The following is a 26932-nucleotide window of genomic DNA, read 5'->3' on the forward strand; positions in this document are numbered from 1 at the left end:
TTACCACTCTTAATTGGATTCCACGATGCTCCGCAACCTCTTTGTATTGGCCCTTCTGCTGGGCCTGTTCGCCAGCGCCGATGCTTCGGCCGCCACCGCCAAGCGCAACCCCAACCGCAAGATTGCGCCCGGCAACCACCGCCCCATCTATCGCCGCTACGGCCACCACGGCCTGTTCCACAACGGCTTCCTGGGCATCCACAGCAAGCGCCAAACCAAGATTTCGGGCGCCAAAGTGGGCAGCAAACACCGCGGTACTCTGTAAATAATTGGGACGTTAACGAGTAATCAATAACCAGTCATGCTGAGCGCAGCCGAAGCATCTCTCCTGCAAGAGTGATTTTCACTACTGCGGGAGAGATGCTTCGGCTGCGCTCAGCATGACCGGTTGTTATAGGAAAGGGGTTAGCTCAAAACGCTCTACACCTCGTTATTTTTCAGCGCCGCTTTGCGGGTGAGCGTGGTGATGGGCGAGCGGGTGAGGTCGGTTTCGCTCTCGAAACCGGTGCGGCGCACGTTGGCGGCGGGGCTTTCGCCGGTGGCGGGCAGGGCGCGGTTTAGCCAGCTCAGGATGTCGGTGGTGGTGCCGGGCAGCAGGCCGTGGAACGCGGCCAGCAGCTTGGCGGGCAGCGAGAGAATGATTTCGCCGTCGCCGCGGCGGCAGGCGTTCCAGATTTGGCGGGCCGCCTGCTCGGCGCTCATCGTGATGCCGGGCAGGGAATCGGCGATGCTGAACCAAGCAAACTCCTTCTTCTGCTGACCCTTCACAAGGGCGTGGTCGGGGCTGCCGGTGCGCAGCAGGCCGGGGCACACCGTCGTCACGGTAATGCCGTGCTGGTGCAGCTCGGCCCGAAACCCTTCGGACAGGCCCACCAGGGCAAATTTGCTGGCGCTGTAGGGGGCCATGTGCGGCAGGGCCACCTTGCCGCCCAAGGAGGAAATGTTGACGATGCGGCCCTCGCCGCGGCGGCGCATGCTGGGCAGCACGGCCTGCATGGCGTGCAGCGGCGCCCAGAAATGGATGGCCATCGAGTCCTCGTAATCGCGCGAGTCCATGTTGTCGAGCGGGCCACCCAGGATAATGCCGGCGTTGTTGATGAGCACGTCGATGGCGCCGAGGCGGTTTTCGACTTCGGCCACCATGGTGCGCACTTCCACCTCGTTGGTGATGTCGCGGGCCAGGGTCAGCACGTCGGCTTCGGCGGCGCCGGCGTTTAGCAAGTCCTGGCGGGCGCGGGCCAGCTCAGCTTCGTCGCGGGCGCAAATGGCCACGCGGGCACCCTCGGCCACGGCCTGGCGGGCCAGCACCAGGCCCAGGCCGCGCGAGCCGCCGGTGATGAGCACGACGCGCCGGGTGAGGTCGTAGGAGCCGCGGCGGTTGCCCCACATCGTGGCGGCCAGGGCCGCCGCGCCGAGGCCGGCGGCCAGCAGCCAGTTCTTGGAAGTGCGCTTGTCGTTTTTCATGGAAGGTTGTATGCCAAACCGGCTCGAAAGGTTGCACGGACGAGGTCTGCGGGCCCGATTTTCGGTGGGGTCTGGCACGAAACGTGGTTGGCGGGGCGTTAAGGGCTGAAGGAGCGGGGTTTTCGGCCGATATTTACCCCGTCGCAGCCACCCGCTTTTTCTGTGATTGTGTTTCCCCCTCCGTTGTTTATGAAAGTTCTGTTGCTCTCCTCGCTGCTGGCGGTGGCCGCCGCACCGGCCGTGCTGGCCCAGGCGCCGGCCAGGCCCACCACCGTCAAAACCAAGACGAAGCCGGTGGGCCAGGCCAGCGTGAAAACCAAAACCACCGTGCCCGCCCGCCCGGCCCCCGAAGAGCCCATGCCCGTGGCCGACGCCGCCAAGGTCGATGCCATCAGCAACGGCCTGACCACCAACATGCAGCAGAACCTCGGCCTCACGCCCCAGCAAACCGAGAAAGTGCGCGCCATCAACCGCCGCAGCGTCGACGCCGTGGAGTCGGCCCGCCTGCGCTACAAAGCCGACCCGCGCAAGCTGGCCGGCGTGGTCGAAACCGTGGGCAGCTCCCGCCTCGCGGCCATAAAAGACGTGCTCACGCCCCAGCAGTTTGCCAAGTACCAGCGCAAGCGCGAAGAGAAAATGGGCGTGCCCAACGTGCAGGGCGTGCAAGGCACTCCGCCGCCCGGTCTCGGCGGTGGCCCCGGCGACCAATAACTCTCCTTTTAGAACCGTGAAAAAGCGTCGGACCCGGAAAATCTGACGCTTTTTTGTGCTTCAACTATTCGGTTTCGGCCAGAAAAGCACTCACGGGCGTATGCAACGCATGAGCAACCCCACTGTCACTACGCCCAACCGTTTCGCTTCTTTACTTTCCCGCGCCGGGCTCGATTGGTTTCTGCTCGCGCTCATTGGCGTAGTGGCTCTGGCTTACTGGCAGCCCGGCCTGGGCAGCAAAGCCAGCCCCGTGCCCTGGAAAACCATTACCACCGTGGGCGTAGCCCTGGTGTTTTTCTTCTACGGCCTGAAGCTGAGCGTGGAAAAACTGCGCGCCGGCATGCGCAACTGGCGCCTGCACCTGCTGGTGCAACTGGCCACGTTTGCGCTGTTTCCGGCGCTGGCGCTGCTCGTCAGGCCCTTCTTCGGCAGCGCTGGCGGCGATTTGCTCTGGCAAAGCATCTTTTTTCTGTGCGCGCTGCCCAGCACCGTGTCCACGTCGGTGGTGATGGTGAGCATTGCCGGCGGCAACCTGCCGGCGGCCATTTTCAACGCCAGTATTTCCAGCCTGTTGGGCATTTTGCTCACGCCGCTGCTCACCAGCCTGGTGCTGCACACCGGCACGGGCGGCGGCCAGCTGTGGGGGCTGGCAACGCAGCTGCTGTGGCAGGTGGTGCTGCCGGTAGGAGCGGGGGTGCTGCTCAATTCCCGCTTCCATGCCTTCGTCGACCAGCACAAAGCCGCCTTGCGCATCTTCGACCAGGTCACCATCCTGCTCATCGTCTTCACGGCCTTCTGCGATTCCTTTGCCGAAGGCATCTTCACCCGCTACCGCATGGCCGACATCGTCAAGCTCGGCGTGGGCATGGTGGCGCTCTATCTGGTGGTGTTCGGCATCATCTGGGGTCTAAGCCGGGCGCTGCGCTTCTCGCGCGCCGACCAGGTGGTGGCGGTGTTCTGCGGCTCGAAAAAGTCGCTCGTGCACGGCAGCGTGATGGCCAGCCTGCTCTTTCCGGCCAGCGCCGCCACCGGCCTCATCCTGCTACCGCTGATGCTGTATCATGCGCTGCAGATTATTCTGGCCAGCAGCATGGCGCAGTACCTGGGCCGGCAGGCGGTGGCAGAGCCAGAGCGGGTTGTGGCGTAGCCGAACAAAAAGAACGTCATGCTTCGACAAGCTCAGCATGACGTTCTATCTTAATAGAACAAAATCCAAGCCTTACACCCCCAGCTTCTCTTTGAAGAAGGCCAGCGTCAAAGCCCAAGCCTCAGCTGCGGCTTGCGGGTGGTAGCTCGGCCGCTCGTCGCAGTGAAAGCCGTGGTCGGCGTAGGAAATGACGGTGTTGATGTAGGGCTTGCCGGCGGCATCCACGGCATCCGTAACGGCAGCGATGTGCTCCTTTTTGATGTGCGCGTCGAGCCCGCCCCAGAAGAACAGGTGCGGCGCGTGCAGCTCGGCGGCGCGGTCTTTCAGCAAGTGGGTGCCGCCGCCGTAGTACGACACGCCGGCCGCCAGCGGCAGCACGGCGTTGGCCAGAAACGACACGCGCCCGCCCAGGCAGAAGCCGACACTGCCGATTTTAGTGGTCATCACCAGGGCCTGGCCGGTGAGCCAAGCGTGGGCGGCTTGTAGGTCAGCCGTCAGGCCCTCCACCGTGATGCCCTGAAAGTGCGGGGCGGCCACGGTGCTGAAATCGGAATAGGCGATTTCTAGCCCCGGCGCGGCCGTGCGGTGAAACAGTTCGGGGGCTATTACGGCGTAGCCGGCGGCCGCTAGGCGGTCGGCCACGCTGCGAATGTGGTGGTTCACGCCGAAGGCTTCCTGCAGGAGAATGATGCCCGGCACCGGCCCGGTACTGCTCGGAAACGCCGCGTAGGCGTGCATTTCGGTGCCATCGGCCACGGGGATGATGACGTTGTTCTGGTCGCTCATTAGAAAGGAATGGATAAAAGGTTGGGTGCGTAACAACCGAGCCGGCAATTGTTCATGCCAGTGCCAGCCACAGCGCCCGCGAACCGGCCGGCCCCTTGCGCGGTTCTGTATACTTATTCCTTCTGATTTCTGAAAATGACCACTCCCTCCAATATTCGCCTCAACGTCCTCGACCAGTCGCCCATCCGGCCGGGTGCCACGCCCCGCCAGGCCCTGCTCGAAACCGTGGAGCTGGCCCAACTGGCCGACCGCCTCGGCTACACCCGCTTCTGGGTGAGCGAGCACCACAACACCAACACCCTGGCCGGCTCGACGCCCGAAGTGCTGCTGGCCCACCTCGGCAACCACACCCAGCGCATCCGCTTGGGCTCGGGCGGCATTATGCTGCCGCACTACAGCGCCCTGAAAGTGGCCGAGAACTTCCGCATGCTCGAAAGCCTCTTTCCGGGCCGCATCGACCTGGGCATGGGCCGCGCGCCCGGCGCCGACCGCCTCACGGCCTACGCCCTCAACCCCAGCAACCAGTTCAACGAAAAGGACTTCGTGGAGCAGCTGATGGACCTGCAGGCCTACCTGCGCGACGAGAAAGTGCCCGACACCATTCACGAGCGGGTGATGGCCATTCCGCAGTCGCCCACCGCGCCGGAGCTCTGGATACTGAGCTCCAGCGGCCAGAGTGGCCTGTTTGCGGCGCACCTGGGCATGGCGTTTTCCTTTGCCCAGTTCATCAATGGCAACGGCGGCCCGGCGGCCGTGCGTCAGTACCGCCAGCGGTTTCGGCCCTCGCTGGAGCTGGCCCAGCCGCTGGCCAACATGGCCGTGTTCACGCTTTGCGCCGAGACCGAGGAGAAAGCCAACGAACTGCGCAAGGCCATGGACATGCAGCTCATTCGCTTCAATCGGGGCGAATTCCGCACGTTCCCTTCGGCCGAGGAAGTGCGCGCCTACCAGTTCACGGCCGAAGACCAGGCGCACCTGGCGCACAACCGCAACCGCGTGGTGAGCGGCACGCCCGACCAAGTGCACGCCCAATTCATCCAACTGGCCGCCGAATATGAGGTCGACGAGCTAACCGCCGTCACCATCACCGCCGATTTTGAAGACCGCCGCCGCTCCTATGAGCTGCTGGCCGAAGCCTTCGACCTGCAGCCGGAAGCCGACCCAACGGGCCGGGAAATGGCCGGGCAAGAAACCGCCGCTTGGTGAGCCGGCCCGGAAAAAGAGAGAAGATTAATTTGGAACGATTCTAAATAGCCGCTACTTTTGTTTAAGTTTAGAATGATTCTAAACAACGTCGGACAAAAAATCGGCTGTTAATCACCGACTTATTTTCATCTCTTCCTGCCATGTCCCTTTTTAATCGCATCGCCGCTCCCGCTCTTGTCCTCGTTGGATTGGGCCTGGTTTCTTGCAGCAAAGACGAAGTCACGCCCGCAGCTCCGGCTTTGCGCGCCAAAATGGATTACGCCACGCTCACGGGTACCACGCCCTATACCACCACGTTCAAAGACGACAAGGGCGCGGCCACGGTGGATTTGGGCACGTCGGCGCAACGCCTGGACATGTTCACGGAGCTGAATAACTACATGGCCACGGTGGCCGTGGCCGCCCCGGCCACTCCCGCCACGCTCGACGCCGCCAAGCTGCGCAACCTGTACACCGGCGCCAACGCCCCGTTTGTCTCCGCCGCCCTGAACACGGCCGCTGCCGCCGGCGTGCAGCTGCGCGACAAAACGGCTGCTTCCTTCCCGGACGCCAACGCCACCACGGTGCGCACCTACATCGACACCAAGCTGGTGGAGCTGGCCACGGCCAGCCAGTCGGTGAACCAGGTGGCCACGCCCGGCAATGCCGGCCGCCTGGGCCGCTACCTGGTGGATGGCCGCGGCTTCGAGGTGAACCAGATTATTCAAAAGGCGCTGCTGGGGGCCTTGCTGCTCGACCAGATTAACAACGTGCTGCTGAGCAGCAGCTCGCTGGCTGCCAACAACAGCAAAGTGGTGGATACCAAGCTGTATTCGGAGCGGGAGCACAACTGGGACCTGGCCTACGGCTACCTCACTAGCAACGCCACCATGCTGACGGACTACAACATCACGCCGCGCGAGCGTTTCCTGGCCGGTTACCTGAACGAGAAAAACGGCTCGGCTTCGCCCGGCGTGTACCTGGCCTTCCTGAAAGGGCGCGCGGCCATCGTGAACAACGACGACGCCACGCTGAAAGCCCAAGCCGACATCATCCGCACCGAGCTCGAGAAAACCCTCGCCAAATCGGCCGTGTCGTACCTAGCCAGCTGGAAATCGGCTGCTGCCCTCGACGTGAAAGCCCACGCTTTGGGCGAAGGCCTCGGCTTCATCTACGCGCTGCGCTTCTGCACCAAGGCCGGCGCCGACGCCGCCTGGACCGATTCCGTGCTCAACGGCCTGACTTCGGGCAGCCAGGGCGCCTGGAGCCTGACCAACGCCCAGGCCGACGCCGCCATCACCGCCATCAACACCAAATTCTCCCTCTAAGCTTCGGAAACCAATTCCAATCCGTTGTTTCCACTCCAGTTGGGTTCTGTTGGGCGCGCGCCCGGCGGAGCCCAACCGAGGTTCTGGGGGTGTCCTGCCCTTTGTGCCCTGCCTTTTAAACGTTGCCTCATGAAAAAGTCGATTCTGCTCTTTTCCTTATCGGTGCTGTTGGCTGCTGGCGGAATTTCCGGCTGCAAAGACGTGCTTGAGGAGCCCGTTGCCTCGACCGGCACGTCGGACCTGGACCGCAAGGCCCTGCTCACGCAGTGGGCCGATACGCTGGTGCGCCCCGGCTACCAGCGCGCCGGCACCAAGCTCACGGCCCTGAAAAGCCAGACGGCGACCTTCACGGCGGCGCCCACCGTGGCCAGCCTGCAGGCCGTGCGCTTGGCCTGGCGCGAAGCCTACGTGGAGTGGCAAAAAGTGGAAATGTTTGAGTTTGGCCCCGCCGCCGACGTGTCGCTGGTCAACCACTTTAACATTTACCCCACCGACGTGGCCGGCATCCGCCAGAACATTGCTTCGGGTAGCTACAATTTTGAGCTGGCCACGGCCATCCCGCAGCAGGGCTTTCCGGCCCTCGACTTCCTGCTGAACGGCGTGGCTGCCGACGACAACGCCATCGTGCAGTCGTACTTGGCCTCGGCCAACCAGCGCCGCTACCTCACCGACGTGGTGGGCAAGATGGACCAGCTGATGACCGGTGTGCAGACGCAGTGGAACGGCGCCTACCGCACCACATTCATCAACAACACGGGTACCAACGCGGGCAGCTCCTTGTCGCTGCTGGTCAACGCCTTCTCGCGCTACTACGAGCATTTTCTGCGAACCGGGAAAATTGGGATTCCGGCCGGAGTGATGTCGGGCACGGCCGCGCCGGAAAAGATTGAGGCCTATTACCACCGCGGCACCCTGCCGGTGCAGCTGGCCCAAACGGCCCACGCCGCCGTGCAAACTGCCTTTAACGGCCGCAGCGGCCAGCCGTCGCTGAAGGCCTACGTCACGGCCCTGGGCGCCAAAGACAGCCGCACCGGCCAGTCGCTGGCCCAGCTCATCACCGACCAGTTTGTGGTCTCGGCCGCGCAGCTGGCCACGCTGGGGCCCGACCTGTACGCCACCATGCAGGCCCGCCCCGCCGCGGCCGTGCAGGCCTACGGCGAGATGCAGAAAGCCGTACGCCTCATCAAAGTCGACATGACTTCGGCCATGAGCGTGAGCGTGACTTACGTCGACAACGACGGCGACTAGTGCGCCCGGGTTATTTCCAATCGTATACCCCGGCAGCGCCGCTGGCAGTATTCCGCATGGCTTTTGGCCTGCTGATACTGGCCAGCGTCGTTCGCTTTTGGGCCAAAGGCTGGATTGCCGAGCTCTACCTGCAGCCCCGGTTTTTCTTCCCGTACTACGGGCTCGAATTCATCCGGCCGTTAGGGCCGTACACCTACGGGCTGTTTGCGGTGTGCGGCCTGTGCGCGCTGCTGGTGGCGCTGGGCTGGCACTACCGGCTGGCGGCGGTGGGCCTGTTTATCAGCTTCACCTACATCGAGCTGATGGACAAGAGCACCTACCTCAACCACTACTATTTCGTGAGTCTGGCGGCGCTGCTGCTGGCGGTGCTGCCGGCCGGCGCGTACTGCTCCCTCGATGCCCGGCGCCGCCCCGCCCGCTGGCACAGCCACGTGCCCCGCTGGACGCTGGACGCCCTGCGCCTGCTCGTGGGCATCGTGTACGTGTACGCGGGCCTGGCCAAGCTGAACTCCGACTGGCTGCTGGCCGCCCAGCCGCTGCGCATCTGGCTGCCGGCCAAGAACGACCTGCCGCTGGTGGGGTTTCTGTTCAACTACCCGGCCACGGCCTACGTGTTCAGCTGGTTTGGGGCGGTGTACGACCTCACGGTGCCGTTTTTCCTGCTCAACCGCCACACCCGGCCCTACGCCTACGCGGCGGTGGTGATGTTTCATGTGCTCACGGCCATCCTGTTTCCCATCGGCATGTTTCCCTACGTGATGATAGTGGCGGCGCTGGTTTTCTTTCCGGCCGAGTGGCACGAGCGGCTGCTGGCGCGGGTGCGCCGGCTCCTGCGTCGGCCCGCTGCCGAAGTTCGGCCGGCCCGGTCGCTGGTGTACCGGCCGCGGGTGCGGCTGGCGTTGCTCACGGGGCTGGCGCTGTTTTTTCTGACGCAGCTGCTGGTGCCGTTTCGCTACTGGCTGTACCCGCGCGAGCTGTTCTGGACCGAGGAAGGCTACCGGTTTTCCTGGCGCGTGATGCTGATGGAAAAAATGGGCCAGGTCGAGTTCAAAGTTGTGGACTCGGCCACCGGCCGCGCCCGCCGCGTCAATAATTCGGACCACCTGAGCGTGCTGCAGGAAAAGATGATGGCCACCCAGCCCGACATGATGCTGCAGTTTGCCCACTACCTGCGCGACTACTACGCCCGGCGTGGCGTGCAGCGCCCCCAGGTTTACGCCGATGCCTACGTGAGCCTCAACGGCCGCTTGGGCAAGGCCTACATCGACCCCACCGTGGACCTGGCCCGCCAAGCCGAAAGCTTCGCGCCCAAGCCCTGGATTTTACCTTTTGATGATGAGATTACCGGTTTATAAGGCTCTTTTACTGTTCGGCTTGGCGCTGCTGGCCCCCGCCGCCTGGGCGCAGGAAACCCTGCGCGGCCGCGTGCAGATAGCTGGCCGCGACCAGCCCGTGGTCGGCGCCGAAGTGTACGTGGCCAGCCTGAGCCGCGTGGTGCTCACCGACAGCGCGGGCCGCTTTGAGGTGACGGGCCTGGCCGCCGGGCCGCAGCAGGTGCGGGTGTCGGCGCTGGGCTACCTGCCGCTGCAGCTCGAAGTGCGCCTGCCCGCCGACGGCTTCGGCCTGGAGTTGACCCCGCGCGACCAAACCACGCTGAAAGAAGTGGTGGTGGCCGCGCCCCAAACCACCTTTGGCCAGACGCGGCTGCGGGAAGTGGAGGGCACTGCCATTTTCGCGGCCAAAAAGTCGGAAGTCATCGTGCCCGAAAACTTGGTGGCCAACCTCGCCACCAACAACCCGCGCCAGGTGTACGCCCGCGTGCCCGGCCTCAACATCTGGGAGAGCGACGCCGGCGGCCTGCAGCTGAGCATTGGCGGGCGTGGCCTGGAACCCAACCGCACCACCAACTTCAACGTGCGGCAGAACAACTACGACATCTCGGCCGACGCCCTGGGCTACCCGGAGAGCTACTACACACCGCCCACCGAGGCCGTGAAGCGCATTCAGCTGGTGCGCGGGGCGGCCTCGCTGCAGTACGGCACCCAGTTTGGCGGCCTGCTCAACTTCGAGCTGCGCGGGCCCGACCCCGACCGCAAAGCCGCCGTCACGTCCCGCCAAACGGTGGGCTCCTACGGCTTTTTCAACTCCTTCAACAGCGTGGCCGGCACCGTGGGCAAGCTGGGCTACTACGCCTACGCCCAGTACAAGCGCGGCGACGGCTGGCGCCCGAACTCACACTTCGACAGCAAAACCGCTTACGCCGACCTGCGCTACCAGGCCACCGAAAACCTGCGCGTGGGCGCCCAAGTCACCCACATGGACTACCTGGCCCAGCAGCCCGGCGGCCTCACCGACCGGCAGTTTTTGCAAAACCCGCGGCAGTCGAACCGCGAGCGCAACTGGTTTGCCGTCGATTGGAACCTGTTCAACGTGAGCGCCGACTGGAAGCTCAACGCCCGGGCCAACGTCAACGTCATCGGGTTCGGGATTGTGGCCTCGCGCCAGTCGCTGGGCTACCGCCCCAACCAGGTCGACCGTCCCGACAACGACGCCAACGGCCGCGACCTGATTGACGGCGATTTCCGCAACTACGGCCTGGAGGCCCGCTTCCTCAACCGCTACCAGATGGCCGGCAAAGACGGCGTGCTGCTGGTCGGCACGCGCCTCTACCGCGGCAACACCCACAGCCAGCAGGGGTTTGGCCCGGCCGGCCGCGGGGCCGATTTCCGGTTTGTGGCCGCCGACCGTTTCGCCAGCACCAAGAACAGCTCCGACTACCGTTTCCCGAACAGTAACGTAGCCTTCTTCGCCGAGAACATCTTCTACCTCACCGACAAGCTGTCGGTAACGCCGGGCGTGCGCTACGAATTCATCCGCACGCGGGCCGAGGGCGTGCTGAACGTGGTGGACAGCGACCTGGCCGGCAACATCCTCCAAACCCGCACGCAGAACGAGGCCCGCGTGAACAGCCGCGGCTTCGTGCTGGGCGGCCTCGGCGTCAGCTTCAAGCCCCGCGAACAGCTGGAATTTTACGGCAACATCTCGCAGAACTACCGCTCCATCACGTTCAGCGACATGCAGATTGTGAACCCCTCGTCCGTCATCGACCCCAACCTGCAGGACGAGCGCGGCTACTCCGCCGACTTGGGCGTGCGCGGCGAAAAAACCGGCGTGCTCACCTACGACGTCAGCGTATTTGCCCTCAACTACGGCAACCGCATCGGCGAAATCCAGGACTTCGACGGTTTCAACAACGTGTTTCGCTACCGCCTCAACGCCGGCCGCGCCCTCATCGTCGGGGTGGAGTCGTACGCCGAAGTGGAGCTGCTGCGGCCCACCGCGCCCCCGGCCGAGCCCCGCCGCTGGCAGCTGTCCGCGTTCAGCAACGTGGCCCTGATTCGGGGCCGCTACGTGCAAAGCTTCCTCGCTGGCGTGGAAGGCAAGCGGGTGGAGTTTGTGCCCGACGTGAACTTTAAGGCCGGTACCCGCGCCGGCTACGGCCCCCTGAAAGCCTCGCTGCAGTTCCTCTATCTATCTGACCAGTATTCCGACGCCACCAACGCCGTGAGCAGCGGCGCCTCGGCCGTTATCGGCCGCATCCCGGCCTACCAAGTCCTCGACGCCTCGCTGTCGTGGGAGCGGCGATGGCTCAAGCTCGAAGCCAGCGTCAACAACTTGGCCGACGCGCGCTACTTCACCCGCCGCGCCACGGCCTACCCGGGCCCGGGCATCCTGCCTTCCGACGGCCGCAGCTATTTCCTCACGGTGGGGGTGAAGCTGTAGAGGCGCGCTGCCAAGCTGTTGAGGATAGATAACGCCTCATGGCTGCTTCAGGCTGGGTTTGCGCTTGCCATTGTAAAAATAAAATCCTGGCTATCCGGCCGGGATTTTTGCTTATCAGCCAGCGGCTTACGCCTGTTGAGTTTCTGCGAGAGAAGCCAAGGAATAAGAAAACAAGGGCGAGGCAATGAATCAATTTGGAATGATTCTAAATAAGCGCGCATCTTTGCACGGTATTTAGAATCATTCCAAATAAGCTATGCGTCACTTTCTATTTTCATTGCTTCTCACCGGAAGCCTTTTGCCGCTAGCCGCATCGGCGCAGTCCGAGCTGAATCACCGTCGTCACGTAAAGCGCCACGAGCGGATGGGGGAAGTAACCGGCCGCATCGAACTGGCCGATGGTCAGGCCGCCGAGCAGGTTTCGGTGCGTGTGAAGGGCACGACCGTGGGCGTCAATTCGGCGGCCGATGGCACGTTCCGCCTGCGGGCGCCGGCCGGCTGGCAGGTGCTCACGGTGACGTGCCTGGGCTGCACGCCGCAGGAGGTGACTGTGGAAGTGAAGGCCGGCCAAACCGTGGCCGCCCAGCCCGTGCGGCTGGCTCCCGGCGAGCAGCAGCTGCAGGAAGTGACCGTGCGGGGGGCCAAAAGCCTGAACCAGCGCACTCCAAGCGTGGGCAAAATGCCCATCGCGCCCCTCGACAACCCCCAGAGCACCGTCACCATCGAGCGCGAGGTGCTGGAGCAGCAGCAGGCCCTGCGCCTGAGCGACGTGCTGACCAACGTGAGCGGCGTGTACGTGATGGGCGCCACCGGCGGCACCCAGGAAGAAATTGCCAGCCGCGGCTTTGCCTACTCCAGCGCCAATACGTTTAAAAACGGGGTGCGCTTCAACAACGGCATCATGCCGGAAGTAAGCTCCTTGGAGCGCATGGAAGTGCTGAAAGGCAGCGCCGCCATTCTGTACGGCAACGTGGCTGCGGGCGGCATCCTGAACCTAGTGACCAAGAAGCCGCAGTTTGAGCGCGGCGGCTCGGTGGGGCTGCGCGTGGGCAGCTTCGGCTTCGTGAAGCCGCAGTTTGACGTGTACGGCGCCGTGGGCCAGAGCCAGAAAGTGGCTTTCCGCCTGAACGGCACGTACGAGCGCGGCGACAGCTTCCGCGACGGCGTGAAGAGCAACCGGGTGTACGTCAACCCCTCGCTGCTTTTCAAACTTACGCCCAAGACGGACCTCGTGCTGGAGGGCGACTACCTGCGCGACAACCGCACGCCCGACTACGGCATCGGGGCCATCAACTACCAGATTTTTGACTCGCGCACCCGCTTCCTGAACACGGCCGACGCCACCAACGCCACCAACCAAAGCAGCGCCACGGCCACCCTCACCAGTCGCCTCAACGACACTTGGCAGGTGCGGGCCGTGGCCGGGTTCCAACGCTACGATAACGAGTTGCGCAGCGCCGCCCGGCCCACCGCCAACGTCATCAAGCCCGGCCGCAACTACGGCAACTGGCAGCGCAATCTGCAACGCACCCAAACCGCCGAAAACTATTACCTGGCTCAAATCGACCTGACCGGCACCCTGCGCACGGGCCGCATCGGGCACACGGTGCTGGTGGGCGCCGACGCCGACCAGTACAACGCCAACGCGCTGTCGTTCATCGCGCAAGCCTACGACTCGCTCAACATCCTGGACCCCAGCCGGGCGCTGGGCCGCCCCAAAGGCGCCGTGAGCGGCTACGACGCCATGCGCTACAACACCCGCACGCTGGGCAACACCCGCCGCGCCGGTTTCTACGCCCAGGACCTCATCAGCCTCTTCGACCACGTGAAGGTGCTGGCCGGCCTGCGCTGGAGCTACCAGGAAACCCCCACTGACGTGTACACCTACCCCGGCCTGGCGCTGCCCGCCACCAACGCCGCCACCGTGGCCGAAAACCGCCGCTACGACAACGCGTTTTCGCCGCGCCTGGGCCTGGTGTATCAGCCCACCAAAACCACTTCGCTGTTTGCATCTTACGCCAACTCCTTCACGCCCAACTCGGGCTTCGACGAGCAGGGCGGGGCACTGGCGCCGTCGCTCATCGACCAGTACGAAGTGGGCATGAAGAACGAGCTTTTCAAAGGCGCTTTGTCGGCTAACGTGACGGGTTATCGAATCATCAACAGCAACCAGGCCCAGGCCATTCTGCCCACCGACCCGCGCTTTGCCACCAGCCGCGTGGCCGCCCCGCAGGAGCTGGCCGGCGAAGTGACGAGCCAAGGCGTGGAAGTAGACGTGCAGAGCCGCCCCCTCAACGGCATCTCGCTCATTGCCGGCTACAGCTACAACACCACCACCTACACCAAGAGCAACATTTACGAAAACGGCAGCCGCCTGCGCTACAACCCCGCCCACACGGCCAACGCCAGCCTGTTCTACAGCTTCGCCAATGCTTTTGCCAACAACGCCACCCTGCGCGGCCTGAGCGCCGGCTTCACGGCCTACTACGTGGGCGACCGGGTGGGCGGCCGCAACACCCGCCTGCTCGACCCCAGCACCGGCCGCCCCTGGGCTTCGGGCAGCGACGCCTTCCAGCTGATTTCGGTGCCCAACTACTTCCTGTTCGATGCCTCGCTGGGGTATTCCTACGACCGGTTTTCGGTGCGCTTCAAAATGGCCAACCTGCTCAATGAGCTGAGCTACAACCTGCACGACGACAACAGCATCAACCCCATTGCCCCCCGCAACTTCTCGGCCACGCTGAGCTACAAGCTGTAATCCGCAGTAATTTGCCTGCCATGAAAAGCCCGGTCAAACGCTTCATTCGCAACATTCACCTCTATCTGGGCCTGGCTTCGGGGCTGGTCATTGTGTTCGTGTGCCTTACGGGTAGCATCCTGGTTTTTGAAAAAGAGCTGGAGCAGGCCTGGCACCCGGAGCGCTACACCGTGGCCCCGGCCACCACGCCCGCGCTGTCGTTGGCCCAGCTCACGGCCGCCGTGCAGGCCTACAAGCCCAAGGCGAAAATCGGCGGCTTCAAGGTATACGCCGACCCCGCCCGCAGCGTGGAGGTGAGCCTGGCTGGCGGCCCCGGCGGCAAGGAAGGCGGCCCCAAAGGCAACCCCTCCGGCAAGGGCAACGCCCGCGCCGAGGGCCCTGGTCCAGCCGCGGGGAAGCCCGGCGAGGGCGGCCCCGGCAAAGGCAAGGGCAAAGGCGACGGCGGCCCCCGCCTCTACGTGAATCCCTACACGGGCGCCATTCTGGGCGAAATAAACCCGCGCGACAACTTCTTCCACACCGTGGAGCAGTTGCATCGCGGCCTCGTAGCCGGTAAAATTGGCAAGCTGGTGATGGGGGTGAGTGCCTCGATATTCCTGTTCATTCTGGGCACGGGCCTGGTGCTGTGGTGGCCCGTCGCCCGCAAGGCCCTCACGCCGCGCCTCACCGTGAAGTGGGGCAGCGGCTGGAAGCGTCTCAACCACGACTTCCACATCGTGCTAGGCTTTTACGCTTCGCTCTTTCTGTTCGTAATGGCGCTCACCGGCGTGGGCATGTCCTTCGATTGGGTGGGCCAAACCATCAACAAAGTCACCAACTCGCCCCTGAAGCGCCCCGAGCCGCCGGTATCCGCGGTGCCCGCCGCGGCCGCTGGGCCCACCGCCAAAGTGGGCGCCGATGCCGTGCTGGCATTGGCCCGCCAGCAGGCGCCCAATGCAGAATCTTACTCGCTGCAACTGCCCAAGGAGCCCACCGGTAGCATCCGCGTGGCCGTGTTGCGCCCCGGCGCCATCACCGAGAATGCCACCGACGAAGTATACCTCGACCAGTATTCCGGCCAGGTCATCAGCGGGCAGACGTATGCGCAGCGGCCGGTGGGTCAGCGCATCCGCGGGCTGTTCAAGCCGGTGCACACGGGCGCCATTGGGGGCCTGCCCACTAAAATCCTGGCCTTCGTAATTGCCTTGCTGGGCGCCACGTTTCCCATCACGGGCACCATTATGTGGCTAAACCGCATTCGCAAAAAGGGCAAGAAGCAGCCGCAACTGCAAGCCGCGTAAGGCCTACGGACGAAAACCCTAATGCGCCAGAAAATACGGCGAAAAAGTGTCCCAGCTCAGTCGTAGAATAAACGCTCCCACCACCGCCAAGAATAGCACCCGCACAAAGCCACTGCCGCGCCGCAAGGCCATGCGTGCCCCCAGCGTAGAGCCCAGCATGTTGCAAATGGCCATCGGCACGGCCACTTTGTAAAGCACCTGCCCGGTTGAGATAAAGAAGATGAGTCCGGCAATGTTGGTGGCTACGTTCACAAACTTGGCCGAAGCCGACGCGGCCAGAAAATCGTAGCCAAACAAGCCCACGAAGGCAAACAGCAGCAGGCTGCCCGTGCCGGGGCCAAAAAAGCCGTCGTAGAAACCGATGGCCGACCCCAGCACGATGCCCGTGATGATTTCGCGCTTGCCCTGCAGTCGCGGCGCGTGAATGCTGCCGAAGTCCTTGCGCCAAAACGTGTACACGGCCATCGCCGTCAGCAGCAGCAGCACCAAGGGCCGCACCGCTTCCTTGTGCAGGCTGCTGGCCACCCGCGCCCCCACCAGCGCAAAGCCACCCGCTACCAGCGCCGTGATGGCCACCGTGCGCCAGCGCAGCGGTACCGCATCGGGCCCGCCCAGGTAGCGCCGCAACGCCGCTGCCGTGCCCGCCAGGCTGGCCACCTTGCCCGTGCCCAGCACCGTGGAGTACGGCACCGAGCCTGGCAACAGCAGCAGCATGGCCGGCAGCTGAATCAGCCCGCCGCCGCCCACCTGCGCATCAATAAACCCAGCCAGCGCGGCAAAAAAATACAGGTAAACCAGCTCGATGGTCATCAAGTCAGAACAATTGGGGCAAGAAGAATTCGCGCAAGGTTGCGCAAAGTGAAAAGAGGTTTCGCAAAGTTGACGTTGGGTCGAACCTCGCGAAACCTCTTCTTACTTTGCGCAACCTTGCGCGCTAGAACGGCGGGTCCTCGTGGGCGTTGAAGTTGCTCTTCGGGAAGGGCACCGGCGACTCGTTAATCTTTGAGCCCAGGCGAATGGTGTTCGGCGCGAAGGAGCTGGGCTCGCTGTCGAAGTTGCTGGCGGGCAGGCCCATGGGTTGGTAGCCGCTGGGGTCGAAGCCGCCCATGCCGTCGAGGTCGGCAAACTTGGTGTACTTGCCAATGAACTTGAGCTGCACCGTTTCGAGGGAACCGTTCCGGTGCTTGGCAATGATGACTTCGCCCACGCCCTGCGTCGAGTTGCCTTCGGCGTCTTGGTCGAGGCCGTAGTATTCGGGGCGGTAGAGGAAGATGACCATGTCGGCGTCCTGCTCGATGGAGCCCGATTCACGCAGGTCACTGAGCTGCGGCTTCTTGTCGCCGCCACGGGTTTCTACCGAGCGCGAGAGCTGCGACAGGGCCAGTACGGGCACGTTCAGCTCCTTGGCAATGCCCTTGAGGGCCCGCGAGATGCTGGCAATTTCCTGTTCGCGGTTGCCGCCGCGGCCGTCGGTGTTGCCGCTCATCAGCTGCAGGTAGTCGACGATAATCATCTGCACGTCCTTCTGTGAGCGCAGGCGGCGGCACTTGGTGCGCAGCTCGCGGATGCTCAGGCCGGGCGTGTCATCAATGTAAATCGGGGCGGCCGAGAGGGCCGTGATTTTGTGGTTGAGCTGCTGCCACTCGTGGTCGGCGAGGCTGCCTTTCTTGATTTTCTCGGAATCCAGCTCCGCCTCGGCCGAAATCAGACGGTTGACGAGCTGCAACGAGGACATTTCCAGCGAGAAAATGGCCACCGCTTTCTTGAAATCCACGGCCGCGTTGCGCATGGCCGAGACTACGAACGCCGTTTTGCCCATCCCGGGTCGGGCTGCAATAATCACTAAGTCAGACGGTTGCCAGCCACTCGTGACGCGGTCTAGCGCCGTGAAGCCGGTGGGCACGCCCGTGAGGCCGTCGCTCTGGTTCTTTTTTTCTTCCAGCTCCTTAATGGCCTTGCCCATCAAGCTCCGCATGTCGTCGAAGTTCTTGCGGATGTTCGACTCCGACACCTCAAACAGGGCCGATTCCGTGTCGTCGAGCAGCTTGAACACGTCGGTGGTGTCCTCGAAGGCGTCTTTTTGAATCTCACTCGAAATCCGAATCAGCTCGCGCTTGATGGCGGTTTCGGTGATAATGCGGGCGTGGTATTCCACGTTGGCCGCCGAGTTCACTTTCAGCGTGAGGTTGGCCACGTAGAAGGGGCCGCCGCAGGCTTCGAGCTCGCCCATTTCGCGCAGCTCGTGCACCACGGTGAGCTGGTCGATGGGCTCGGATTTGTCGAACAGCCGAATCACGGCGCGGTAGATGCGCTGGTGCGCGTCCTTGTAAAAGCTCTCGGGCTTGAGCAGGTCAATCACCGAGGTGAGGGCATCTTTTTCCAGCATCAGGGCCCCCAGCACGGCCATTTCGAGCTCGGGGGCCTGGGGCGGCAGCTTGCCAGCGGCGCTGGCGTTAAACGGGACCACCCCCGACGTTCCGCGGCTGGCCAGCGCGGCTTTGGCGCGGGCGGCGGATTGTTTCAGGCGGTCGTCCATCCGGTCTTGCATCGGTTGGTATGGGAATTAGAGCGGGAAGGGAAAAACGGGCGGCTCGATTAAAAAAAACAGCGGGCACGCCTTGTATACAAAGCTAACCCGGAAGGAGGGGAAAATGTGCAGGTGGAAAAATCGATTCTTTTGGCTATGGAATGGCCCCGGCGGCCGGGCGTTTGTACTTTCGCGGCTTAGCTTTTTTTGTTCCTTCCGCTTGGCTTCCGACACCCTTCTTCCGCAATCCGCTGCGCCGCAGCGCGTCCACCTCATCGCCGTGGGCGGGAGCATCATGCACAACCTGGCCCTGGCCTTGCACCGGCAGGGGGCCCAGGTGACGGGCACCGACGACGAAATTTTTGAGCCCGCCCGCGGCCGCCTCGCCGCCGCCGGCCTGCTGCCCGCCCAGGAGGGCTGGGACGCCGCCCGCATCACCCCCGACCTCGACGCCGTGATTGTGGGCATGCACGCCCGCCCCGATAACCCCGAACTGCTCCGCGCCCAGGAGCTGGGCCTGAAAGTCTATTCCTTCCCCGAGTACATCTACGAGGCCAGCCGCGACAAGCAGCGCATCGTCATCGGTGGCTCGCACGGCAAAACCAGCATCACGGCCTGCATTCTGCACGTGCTGCGCTTCCACGGCCGGCAATTCGACTACGCCGTGGGCGCCCAGCTGGCCGGGTTCGATTTGATGGTGCAGCTCACCGACGCGCCCATCATCATCATCGAAGGCGACGAGTACCTGTCGTCGCCGGTGGACCGGCGGCCGAAATTTCACCTCTACCAGCACCACATTGGCGTGATTTCGGGCATCAGCTGGGACCACATCAACGTGTTTCCGACCGAGGAAATCTACCGCGAGCAGTTCCGCATCTTCGCCGACATGACGCCCAAGGCCGGCGTGCTCATCTACGACCGCGACGACGAGCAGGTGCAGCTGGTGAGCGTGCCCACCAACCCCGACGTGACCTACATCGGCTACGGCCCGCACGAGCACGTCATTCGCGACGGCAAGACCTTCCTCATCAACAAGAAAGACGAGGAAGTGCCCATTCAGGTGTTTGGCGAGCACAACCTGCGCAACATCTCGGCGGCCAAGGAGGTCTGCAAGCAGCTGGGCATCAGAGGCAAGGACTTCTTCAAGGCCGTGGCCTCGTTCCCCGGCGCGGCGCGGCGCCTGGAGCTGGTGCGCGAGGGCGCAACGTCGGTGGTGTACAAGGACTTCGCCCACGCGCCCAGCAAGCTCAAAGCCACCGCCACGGCCCTTAAAAAGCAGTTTCCGCAGCGACGCCTGGTGGCTTGCCTGGAACTGCACACCTTCAGCAGCCTCAACCCTGAGTTCCTGCCGCAGTACGCGCACTGCTTCGACGCCCCCGACGTGGCCGTGGTGTATTTCAACCCCCACGTGCTGGAGCACAAGCGCCTGCCGCCGCTGGCCGCCGCTACCGTGGCCGAAGCCTTCCAGCGCCCCGACATCCGGGTGATTACCGACAGCGCCGAGCTGGCGGCCTTCCTGCGCGCGCAGCCGTGGGCCAACGCCAACCTGCTGCTCATGTCGTCGGGCACGTTTGATGGGCTGGATTTGACGGCGCTGGCCACCGAAATCACGGGCTGATGGCACGGCCGACGCTTCTGCTGCTGCACGGTGCCCTGGGCAGCCCGGCCACGCTGGCGCCGCTGGGCGAGCTGCTCTCGGCTGATTTCACGGTGAAATCCTTCGCTTTCGCTGGCCACGGTGGCGCCGCCGTGCGCCCGGAGGCTTTCACCCTGCCGCATTTTGCTGAGGAAGTTCTGGGCTTTCTGCGGGCGCACGAAACTGTGCCGGCCCACGTGTTCGGCTACAGCATGGGCGGCTACGCGGCGCTGCTGGCGGCCCGCCAGGAGCCGGCCCGGTTTGCCAGCATCACCACGCTGGGCACAAAGCTGGACTGGTCGCCGGAAAGCGCGGCGGCCGAAACCAGATTCCTCGACCCGGAAAAGATGCAGGCCAAAGTGCCGGCCTTCGTGGAGGCGCTGCGCCAGCGACACGCCCCGGCCGATTGGGCCGAGGTGGTGCGCGCCACGGCCCGCCTGATGGAAGCCGCCGGTGCCGCCCCGCCGCTGGCAGCGGCCGACTTTGCCGCCATTGCCGTGCCCGTGCAGGTGCTGATGGGCGACGGCGACCTCACCCCCGAGAGGGGAGACGCCAGCCGGCTATTAGCCGAGCAATTGCCGCAGCTGCGCTACGCCGTGCTGCCCAATACCCCACACGCCATTGAGCGGGCCGACCTCGCCGACGTGGCCAGCCGAATTCGGCATTTTGCCCTGGCGCGTTCCTGAAAACCGGGGCAACAAAAAAGCCCGCTAGTCGGCGGGCTTTTTGGGCGTGAGAGGCGTTTTAGCAGGCTTTTTGTCGGTGGTGATGAGCAGGGCCAGGGCGGTGAGGGCGGCGCGAAGCAGCCATTTGGTGCGCGTGGTCATCGGGCGTTGGCAAATAGCTCGTTGTTGGGCTCAATTTTGAGGTCGCAGTGGCTGCCGGGGGAGCTTTCGGAGCAGCTGGTGCCCACAATGCGGCCGTTTTCGAAATTGAAAAAGCAAGCCGGGCAGCCGGTGCTGCTCAGCGTGTAGCGCTCGGCCGAGGGGCGGAGGTAGAAGGTGTTGTCGCCGCCGCTGGTGAGGGGCAGGGCCATGGCCCGGAACGTGCCCGACCGCAGGCCCATGCCGATGAGGTAGTACGTGGCCACGGTCCCGGCATCGACGGGGGCCTTGCGCACCTGGATTTTGTCGATTACGGTGCCGTCGTTGAACTGGCGGATAAACGCTTTGGCTAGCTCGCTACGGGGCGTTTTGTACTCGGTGCTGGAATCGGTGAAGTGCACGATTTGCCGGCTTTCGGGCTTGGCAATTACCTCGCCTTTGATGCGATTGGGGCTGCCAAATTCGTTGGTGGCCGTCTTGCTGCTTTCGCACGACATCGTGACCAAAGCCAGCAGCAGGCCCAACAAACCCAAACCGAGTAGACGAGGAAGCAATTTCATAGCAGGGGAGGAAGGCAGAAAAAGCCAGAATTATCACCGGATAATTCTGGCTTTCTTACAACGCACTAGCGGGCTGTGTAGTACTTACGGGCTTCGGGCAGCTCGCGTTGGATGTCGGCAATGCGGGTGCCGTTGGAGGGGTGCGTGGAGAGGAATTCGGGCGGCGAAGCGGCGTTTTCGCGGGCATCCATGCGCTGCCAGAACGTGATGGCGCCGTCGGGGTTATACCCGGCCAGGGCCATGAAAATCAGGCCCAGGTGGTCGGCTTCCGACTCCTGGTTGCGGCCGTATTTCAAGAGGCCAATCTGCGAACCCACGCCAAAAGCCTGCAGCGCAAGCTGCTGGGTGGCCGGGGCGTTGGTAGAGAGGGCCGCCGACAGCGCCTGCCCGCCGAGCTGCTGCACCAGGCCCTGGCTCATGCGCTCGGAGCCGTGCTTGGCCACGGCGTGCGCAATTTCGTGGGCCATTACCACGGCCAGGCCGTTTTCGTCCTGCGTGATGGGCAGAATGCCGGTGTAGACGGCCACCTTGCCGCCGGGCATGCACCAGGCGTTTTCCTGCTTGTCCTGAATCACGTTGAACTCCCACTGGTAGCCGGCCAGCTGGTCGGAGGCATTTTGCTGGCGGAAGTAGGTTTCTACGGCACCTTGGATGCGCTGGCCCACGCGGCGCACCAGGGCCACGTCCTGCGAGTTGGTGGAGAGCGGGCCTTTGGCAATGACCTCGCGGTACTGCTGGGCGGCCAGGGTGTTGATTTCGGTATCGCTCACGAGGCTGAGCTGGCGGCGGCCCGTGATGGGCACCGTGGAGCAGGCGGCCACGAAGGCCAGGCTGGCAACGAGGGTGAGTTTCTTGAGCATGGTACAGGAGAAAGAAGGAAACAATACCGGCGGGGCGGTGGCTCAGTGGGCCGGCGCGCCCGCCGGGGGCCGCCGCCCGCGGTTGCGGCCTATACGGCAGCAGGGCGGGTAAATGTTGTGGCCGCTGCGCGACGGGCGGCACAAAAACCGCCCGCCGGGTTGTCGCAAGGCCGCCCGGGGGCGTAGTTTTGACTTCCTTCCGCGTTGCCCCCGTTCCTTCCATGAAAATCATTTGCATCGGCCGCAACTACGCCGACCACATTGCCGAGCTGCACAACGAGGTGCCCAGCGCGCCCGTCATCTTCCTCAAGCCCGAAACGGCGCTGCTCCAGCGCGGCCAGCCTTTTTTCCTGCCCGAATTCTCGCAAGACATTCACCACGAACTGGAGCTGGTGCTGCGGGTGAGCAAAAACGGCCGCCACATCGAGGAACCATTTGCCCATACGTACTTCGACGCCATCGGCCTCGGCATCGACTTCACGGCCCGCGACCTGCAGAGCGAACTCAAGAAAAAGGGCCTGCCCTGGGAGCTGGCCAAGGCCTTCGACGGGTCGGCTCCGATTTCGCCCACCTTCAAGCCCGTGAGTGAGTTCGCTGATTTGGCCAACATCAACTTTCACCTCGAAGTGAACGGCGAGACCCGCCAAACCGGCAATTCGAGCCTGATGCTGCACCCGTTTGCCAAAATCATCAGCTTCGTGTCGAAATACATCTCCCTGAAAATGGGCGACCTGATTTTTACCGGCACCCCCGCCGGCGTGGCCGCCGTACAGATGGGCGACCAGCTGACCGGCTACCTGGAAGGGGAGAAGCTGCTGGAGCTGAACGTGCGGTAGAAAAGTGTTGTGTTTTGAATATAGCCCGTCGTGCTGAGCGCAGTCGAAGCATCTCGCGTGCCAGGGTAACTGATTATTACCCCTGCGAGGTGCTTCGACTGCGCTCAGCACGACCGTTGACATAAGTTGATTTTGAAGAAGAAAGCGAAGTTGATAATTGGCATGGCGCTGGCCTTTCTGGCCGGGCAGCCCGGCCGAGTAGGGGGGCAGGAAGCCGACACCGCCGAGCGCGGCCACACCGTGAGCGAGCTGTTGCGAGCCGGCCGGCCCACGGTGGCCCCCGGCTATTTCATGTTTCCCATTGCGCCGGGCAAGCCCAATTTCCTGGCCGGCAGCATGGGCGAGCTGCGGCCCAACCATTTCCACGGCGGGCTCGACATCAAGACCGGCGGCGGGGTGAACCAGCCCGTGTACGCCGCCGCCGACGGCTACATCTCGCGGCTGAAGCAGTCGTCGTTTGGCTACGGCAACGTGCTCTACATCACGCACTCCAACGGCCTCACCACCGTGTACGGGCACTTGAATGAGTTTCGGGGACCGGTGGCGGCCGAGCTGCTGCGCCGCCAGTACGACAAGCAGAGCTACGAGCTGGAAGCCTTCTTCGAAAAAGACCGGTTTCCGGTGAAAAAGGGTGAGGTGGTGGCCCTGAGCGGCAACACCGGCGGCTCGGCCGGCCCGCACCTGCACTGGGAAGTGCGCGACGCTCAGGACCGGCAATACAACCCCCTGCAGTGGGGCGGCTTTCCGGAAATTCAGGACCATTTGGGGCCCATTCTGCAGGCGTTTGCGCTGGAGCCGCTGGGCATAGAGGCGCGGGTGAAAAAGGTGTTTGCCAAGGCGCTGTTTGTGCCCAAGCTGCAGCCGGCGCCGGGTGCCACCACCACCTGGGCCGATACCATCAGCGCCTTTGGCACGGTGGGCCTGCTGGTGCAGGGCTTCGATAGGTTCGACAATGCCTGGAACAAGAACGGCATTCAGCGGGTGACCGTGACGGTGAACGGACAGCCGTTCTATCAGCACAACATCGACGCCGTGCCGTTCCCGACGGGCACGCGGCAGGTAGGCAACTTCGTGGATTTCCTGTACCAAAACACCCAGGGGCGCACCCTGCAAAAGCTGTGGGTGGACGAAGGCAACGACCTGCAGATGTACACCACCGGCCCCACCAAGGGCCGCCTGAACGTGGAAGCCGGCAAGGTGTACAACATCGACATCACGCTGGCTGACTCCTACAACAACCAGACGCCCGTGCACCTGGTGGTGCGCGGCGAGCAGCCCGAGTACTTCAAAACCCGCTCGGCGGCCGTGAAAAAGCCGGCCCTGCGCTTTGAGGTGACGCGCAACCTGCTGAAAGCCGTAGCGGCCGACCCCAGCGCCGACTCGGTGGGCGCCAACCTGACGCTGCTGCGCGGCAACCGCCGCCTCGAAATCCGGCCCAGCTACACGCAGAACAGCGAAAACGTGTACCTCTACGACCTGCGCGCCGGCCTGCCCGACTCCATTCGCTTCGGCTCCATCACGAAGAAATTTGACCGGCAGGTAATGATACCCTCGGGCAAGGAAACGAGCTATGCCACGGCCCACCTCAACCTGATTTTCGGGCCCGAAACGCTGTTCGGCAACTTGTACCTGAGCACCAGCTTCAAGCCCGAGCCCACCGGCAGCGGCTTCTGGACGGTGGGTTCGCCGCTGCTGCCCCTCTACCACACGGCCACCCTCACCCTCAAGCCCGCCACCCCGCCCACCGACCCGGCGCGCACGGCCATCTACGCGGCCACCGCCAAAGGGGGCAAAGCCTACGTGGGCGGCAAATGGGACGACCGGGGCCAGATTACGGCCCAAATCCGCCAGTTTGCCTCCTACCGCATTCTGCGCGACACCACCGCGCCGCGCGGCAGCCTGATTGGGCGCGCGGGCGGGCAGCTCTCTTTTTCGGTGGGCGACGACATGTCGGGCCTAGCCAGCTACCGATTGCTCATCGGCGGCAAATTCCGGATGCTGCGCTACGAGCACAAAAAGGCCCTGCTCTTCACCGTGGCCTCTGACACGCTGGGCCCGCGCCTGCACGGCCCCGCCGAGCTGCGCCTCACCGACCAGGCCGGCAACGAGCGGGTGATTCCGCTGAGCTTGTAATGGCGGCCTGAACGATAAACTCCCCTCCTCAGATGAGGAGGGGATGTTGCCGCGGACGCGGCAACTGGGGTGGTTGAAGTCGTTGAACGAAACTCGAACGAGTGAAACGCGAGCCGTTCAACGCCCACAACCACCCCCGTTGTCGCTGGCGCGACAACGTCCCCTCCTTGGTAAGGAGGGGAGTTTGACGTTCTTTCGCCTCTCAATACCATACCTCATACCCCAACCGCCATGCTTCTCGAACCCGGCCAACCCGCCCCCGATTTTACCGCCCAGGACCAGGACGGCAATACCGTCAGCCTGCACGACTTCCGCGGCCAGAAAGTGGCCCTCTACTTTTACCCCAAAGACGACACGCCTGGCTGCACCGCCCAGGCCTGCAACCTGCGCGACCACCAGGAGGAACTCAAAGCCAATAACATCCAAGTCATCGGCGTGAGCATCGACGGCGAGGCGGCTCACAAGAAATTCGCCCTGAAATACGACCTGCCCTTCCCGCTGCTGGTTGATACGGAGAAGAAAATCGTGCAGGACTACGGCGTGTGGCAGGAAAAGAAAAACTACGGCAAAACCTACATGGGCACCGTTCGCACCACGTTCTTGATTGACGAAAACGGTCTGGTTGAGAAAGTTATCAAGAAGGTGGACACCAAGGCGCACGCAGCTCAGTTGCTCTAGGGCGCTTCGGCGGCGCCGCTTGAGCAGCCCAAGGCCGCTTCCCAATGCGGGCGCTTTCGCCGCCGAATCGCCGCCGTCCGGAGGCACTTCCATACCTTTTTCGCGGCCCCGCTATCGGGACCGATTGCAATAGGTCAGCTGTGAAAAACGCCTGTTCGGCCCGTATGCCGTTCACTACCTTTACCTCACTGAACTCAATTTCTTTCATACTCATGGCCGATACCACCACCGCCAAAACCGTCGAACAACCCGAAAAATCCATCGAGGAACTCAAGGAAATTGCCACGCAGGTGCGTCGCGACATCGTGCGCATGGTGCACGCCGTGAACTCGGGCCACCCCGGTGGCTCGCTCGGCATCACCGATTTGCTGGTGGCGCTCTACTTCAAGGTGATGAAGCACCACCCCGAGCCCTTCGACATGGACGGCAAGGACCAGGACCTGTTTTTCCTGTCGAACGGCCACACGTCGGCCACCATGTACTCGTGCTTGGCGCGCTCCGGTTATTTCCCGGTGAGCGAGCTGAGCACCTTCCGCAAGCTCGACTCGCGCCTGCAAGGCCACCCCACCACGCACGAGGGCCTGCCGGGCGTCCGCGTGGCTTCGGGCTCGCTGGGCCAGGGGCTGAGCGTGGCCTGCGGCGCCGCCCAGGCCAAAAAGCTGAACGGCGACAAGCAGCGCGTGTTTGTGCTGCTGGGCGACGGCGAGCTGGAAGAGGGCCAGAACTGGGAGGCCGCCATGTACGCCGCTCACCACAAAATCGACAACCTGATTGCCATCGTGGACCGCAACGGCCAGCAGATTGACGGCTCGACCGATGAAATTGGGGGCCTGGGCGACATCGGAGCCAAGTTCAAAGCCTTTGGCTGGCAGGTGATTGAGGGCGACGGCAACCACTTCGACGCCCTGCTGCCCACGTTGGAAAACTGCGTGGCCGCCACCGGCAAAGCCCGCCCCATCATGTTCATCATGGACACGAAAATGGGCTTCGGCGTGGACTTTATGATGGACGGCCACAAGTGGCACGGCGTGGCCCCTAATGACAAGCAGCTGGCCGAAGCCCTCGACCAGCTGAAAGTGGGCACCGACGGCGACTACTAACATGTGGTACCGTTCGGACGTGGCGCCTCACCCCCTGACCCCCTCTCCCAAAGAGAATGCGACCAAGCATTCTTCGGGGACACCGGTT

The 26932-nt window shown here is 63.6% G+C and carries 22 protein-coding genes; 16 read left to right on the forward strand and 6 right to left on the reverse strand.

Annotation, left to right across the window (positions count from 1 at the left end; translation table 11 throughout):
- Positions 1-25: 25 nt before the first annotated feature.
- On the forward strand, positions 26-265 hold the full coding sequence (locus IC234_RS07570) for a hypothetical protein (protein WP_190923239.1): 240 nt from the start codon (positions 26-28) through the stop codon (positions 263-265).
- Positions 266-420: 155 nt separating this feature from the next.
- On the opposite strand, the gene IC234_RS07575 is transcribed toward IC234_RS07570, so the two are convergent.
- Positions 421-1464: an SDR family NAD(P)-dependent oxidoreductase gene (locus tag IC234_RS07575; RefSeq protein ID WP_190923240.1), complete on the reverse strand. Its 1044-nt coding sequence runs from the start codon at positions 1462-1464 to the stop codon at positions 421-423.
- A 189-nt stretch (positions 1465-1653) separates the two neighbouring features.
- Here IC234_RS07575 and IC234_RS07580 point away from each other — a divergent pair, with 189 nt between their 5' ends.
- Together IC234_RS07580 and IC234_RS07585 are read left to right on the forward strand one after the other, a co-directional pair.
- Entirely contained in the window at positions 1654-2175 is a 522-nt protein-coding gene (locus IC234_RS07580; RefSeq protein ID WP_190923241.1) for a hypothetical protein, read from the forward strand.
- 109 nt (positions 2176-2284) lie between these two features.
- Positions 2285-3322 (forward strand): bile acid:sodium symporter family protein, encoded by a 1038-nt coding sequence (locus tag IC234_RS07585; protein ID WP_190923242.1) that lies wholly within the window; start codon positions 2285-2287, stop codon positions 3320-3322.
- A 72-nt stretch (positions 3323-3394) separates the two neighbouring features.
- Here the strand turns inward: IC234_RS07585 and IC234_RS07590 are convergent, their stop codons facing one another.
- The gene (locus IC234_RS07590) at positions 3395-4108 is read right to left on the reverse strand and encodes a dienelactone hydrolase family protein (RefSeq protein ID WP_190923243.1); all 714 of its coding nucleotides are present in this window, start codon (positions 4106-4108) and stop codon (positions 3395-3397) included.
- Positions 4109-4243: 135 nt separating this feature from the next.
- On the opposite strand from IC234_RS07590, the gene IC234_RS07595 reads away from it, so the two are divergent.
- From IC234_RS07595 to IC234_RS07625, 7 genes are all read left to right on the forward strand, one after another.
- A complete protein-coding gene (locus IC234_RS07595; RefSeq protein ID WP_190923244.1) occupies positions 4244-5314 on the forward strand; it encodes an LLM class flavin-dependent oxidoreductase in 1071 nt (356 codons plus the stop codon).
- Positions 5315-5454: 140 nt separating this feature from the next.
- Positions 5455-6621: a DUF4856 domain-containing protein gene (locus IC234_RS07600; protein ID WP_190923245.1), complete on the forward strand. Its 1167-nt coding sequence runs from the start codon at positions 5455-5457 to the stop codon at positions 6619-6621.
- Positions 6622-6750: 129 nt separating this feature from the next.
- Positions 6751-7869: an imelysin family protein gene (locus tag IC234_RS07605; protein WP_190923246.1), complete on the forward strand. Its 1119-nt coding sequence runs from the start codon at positions 6751-6753 to the stop codon at positions 7867-7869.
- The gene (locus IC234_RS07610; RefSeq protein WP_394354869.1) at positions 7869-9224 is read left to right on the forward strand and encodes an HTTM domain-containing protein; all 1356 of its coding nucleotides are present in this window, start codon (positions 7869-7871) and stop codon (positions 9222-9224) included. Before IC234_RS07605 ends, IC234_RS07610 begins: the two co-directional genes overlap by 1 nt.
- Positions 9225-9243: 19 nt before the next feature.
- Positions 9244-11652 carry a TonB-dependent receptor domain-containing protein gene (locus tag IC234_RS07615; RefSeq protein ID WP_223827530.1) on the forward strand — a complete coding sequence of 803 codons (2409 nt, stop codon included), beginning with the start codon at positions 9244-9246 and terminating at the stop codon, positions 11650-11652.
- Between the two features lie 298 nt (positions 11653-11950).
- Positions 11951-14410 carry a TonB-dependent receptor gene (locus tag IC234_RS07620; RefSeq protein WP_190923248.1) on the forward strand — a complete coding sequence of 820 codons (2460 nt, stop codon included), beginning with the start codon at positions 11951-11953 and terminating at the stop codon, positions 14408-14410.
- 20 nt (positions 14411-14430) lie between these two features.
- Positions 14431-15690, forward strand: coding sequence for a PepSY-associated TM helix domain-containing protein (locus IC234_RS07625; protein WP_190923249.1), 1260 nt, complete (start codon positions 14431-14433; stop codon positions 15688-15690).
- Positions 15691-15708: 18 nt separating this feature from the next.
- Here IC234_RS07625 and IC234_RS07630 read toward each other — a convergent pair whose 3' ends face one another.
- Both IC234_RS07630 and dnaB read right to left on the reverse strand, forming a co-directional pair.
- Positions 15709-16500: a sulfite exporter TauE/SafE family protein gene (locus IC234_RS07630; protein WP_190923250.1), complete on the reverse strand. Its 792-nt coding sequence runs from the start codon at positions 16498-16500 to the stop codon at positions 15709-15711.
- A gap of 124 nt (positions 16501-16624) precedes the next feature.
- Entirely contained in the window at positions 16625-18238 is a 1614-nt protein-coding gene (gene dnaB / locus IC234_RS07635; RefSeq protein ID WP_223827531.1) for a replicative DNA helicase, read from the reverse strand.
- Between the two features lie 199 nt (positions 18239-18437).
- Between dnaB and IC234_RS07640 the strand changes: the two genes are divergently transcribed.
- Both IC234_RS07640 and IC234_RS07645 read left to right on the forward strand, forming a co-directional pair.
- A complete protein-coding gene (locus IC234_RS07640) occupies positions 18438-19835 on the forward strand; it encodes a UDP-N-acetylmuramate--L-alanine ligase (RefSeq protein ID WP_223827532.1) in 1398 nt (465 codons plus the stop codon).
- Positions 19835-20539, forward strand: coding sequence for an alpha/beta fold hydrolase (locus IC234_RS07645; protein WP_190923252.1), 705 nt, complete (start codon positions 19835-19837; stop codon positions 20537-20539). Before IC234_RS07640 ends, IC234_RS07645 begins: the two co-directional genes overlap by 1 nt.
- Before the next feature lie 137 nt (positions 20540-20676).
- Here IC234_RS07645 and IC234_RS07650 read toward each other — a convergent pair whose 3' ends face one another.
- Positions 20677-21237 carry a hypothetical protein gene (locus IC234_RS07650; protein ID WP_190923253.1) on the reverse strand — a complete coding sequence of 187 codons (561 nt, stop codon included), beginning with the start codon at positions 21235-21237 and terminating at the stop codon, positions 20677-20679.
- A gap of 65 nt (positions 21238-21302) precedes the next feature.
- On the reverse strand, positions 21303-22097 hold the full coding sequence (locus IC234_RS07655) for a M48 family metallopeptidase (protein ID WP_190923254.1): 795 nt from the start codon (positions 22095-22097) through the stop codon (positions 21303-21305).
- Between the two features lie 221 nt (positions 22098-22318).
- Here IC234_RS07655 and IC234_RS07660 point away from each other — a divergent pair, with 221 nt between their 5' ends.
- The 4 genes from IC234_RS07660 (at position 22319) to IC234_RS07675 (ending at position 26844) form a co-directional block, all read left to right on the forward strand.
- Positions 22319-22933 carry a fumarylacetoacetate hydrolase family protein gene (locus IC234_RS07660; protein WP_190923255.1) on the forward strand — a complete coding sequence of 205 codons (615 nt, stop codon included), beginning with the start codon at positions 22319-22321 and terminating at the stop codon, positions 22931-22933.
- A 132-nt stretch (positions 22934-23065) separates the two neighbouring features.
- Positions 23066-25066 (forward strand): M23 family metallopeptidase, encoded by a 2001-nt coding sequence (locus IC234_RS07665; protein WP_223827533.1) that lies wholly within the window; start codon positions 23066-23068, stop codon positions 25064-25066.
- A 231-nt stretch (positions 25067-25297) separates the two neighbouring features.
- Positions 25298-25744: a thioredoxin-dependent thiol peroxidase gene (gene bcp, locus IC234_RS07670; protein ID WP_190923257.1), complete on the forward strand. Its 447-nt coding sequence runs from the start codon at positions 25298-25300 to the stop codon at positions 25742-25744.
- Between the two features lie 212 nt (positions 25745-25956).
- Positions 25957-26844 carry a transketolase gene (locus tag IC234_RS07675; RefSeq protein ID WP_190923258.1) on the forward strand — a complete coding sequence of 296 codons (888 nt, stop codon included), beginning with the start codon at positions 25957-25959 and terminating at the stop codon, positions 26842-26844.
- Positions 26845-26932 lie beyond the last annotated feature (88 nt).

The sequence above is a fragment of the Hymenobacter armeniacus genome (assembly GCF_014699055.1).
In the GTDB taxonomy this organism is placed as follows: Bacteria; Bacteroidota; Bacteroidia; order Cytophagales; family Hymenobacteraceae; genus Hymenobacter; species Hymenobacter armeniacus.

Coding starts and splice junctions, on each gene's coding strand:
- IC234_RS07675 (WP_190923258.1), top strand. CDS start 25,957: ATGGCCGATACCACCACCGCCAAAACCGTCGAACAACCCGAAAAATCC.
- IC234_RS07660 (WP_190923255.1), top strand. CDS start 22,319: ATGAAAATCATTTGCATCGGCCGCAACTACGCCGACCACATTGCCGAG.
- IC234_RS07590 (WP_190923243.1), bottom strand. CDS start 4,108: ATGAGCGACCAGAACAACGTCATCATCCCCGTGGCCGATGGCACCGAA.
- IC234_RS07585 (WP_190923242.1), top strand. CDS start 2,285: ATGAGCAACCCCACTGTCACTACGCCCAACCGTTTCGCTTCTTTACTT.
- IC234_RS07570 (WP_190923239.1), top strand. CDS start 26: ATGCTCCGCAACCTCTTTGTATTGGCCCTTCTGCTGGGCCTGTTCGCC.
- IC234_RS07575 (WP_190923240.1), bottom strand. CDS start 1,464: ATGAAAAACGACAAGCGCACTTCCAAGAACTGGCTGCTGGCCGCCGGC.
- IC234_RS07600 (WP_190923245.1), top strand. CDS start 5,455: ATGTCCCTTTTTAATCGCATCGCCGCTCCCGCTCTTGTCCTCGTTGGA.
- IC234_RS07625 (WP_190923249.1), top strand. CDS start 14,431: ATGAAAAGCCCGGTCAAACGCTTCATTCGCAACATTCACCTCTATCTG.
- IC234_RS07580 (WP_190923241.1), top strand. CDS start 1,654: ATGAAAGTTCTGTTGCTCTCCTCGCTGCTGGCGGTGGCCGCCGCACCG.
- bcp (WP_190923257.1), top strand. CDS start 25,298: ATGCTTCTCGAACCCGGCCAACCCGCCCCCGATTTTACCGCCCAGGAC.
- IC234_RS07595 (WP_190923244.1), top strand. CDS start 4,244: ATGACCACTCCCTCCAATATTCGCCTCAACGTCCTCGACCAGTCGCCC.
- IC234_RS07605 (WP_190923246.1), top strand. CDS start 6,751: ATGAAAAAGTCGATTCTGCTCTTTTCCTTATCGGTGCTGTTGGCTGCT.
- IC234_RS07650 (WP_190923253.1), bottom strand. CDS start 21,237: ATGAAATTGCTTCCTCGTCTACTCGGTTTGGGTTTGTTGGGCCTGCTG.
- IC234_RS07630 (WP_190923250.1), bottom strand. CDS start 16,500: ATGACCATCGAGCTGGTTTACCTGTATTTTTTTGCCGCGCTGGCTGGG.
- dnaB (WP_223827531.1), bottom strand. CDS start 18,238: ATGCAAGACCGGATGGACGACCGCCTGAAACAATCCGCCGCCCGCGCC.
- IC234_RS07645 (WP_190923252.1), top strand. CDS start 19,835: ATGGCACGGCCGACGCTTCTGCTGCTGCACGGTGCCCTGGGCAGCCCG.
- IC234_RS07655 (WP_190923254.1), bottom strand. CDS start 22,097: ATGCTCAAGAAACTCACCCTCGTTGCCAGCCTGGCCTTCGTGGCCGCC.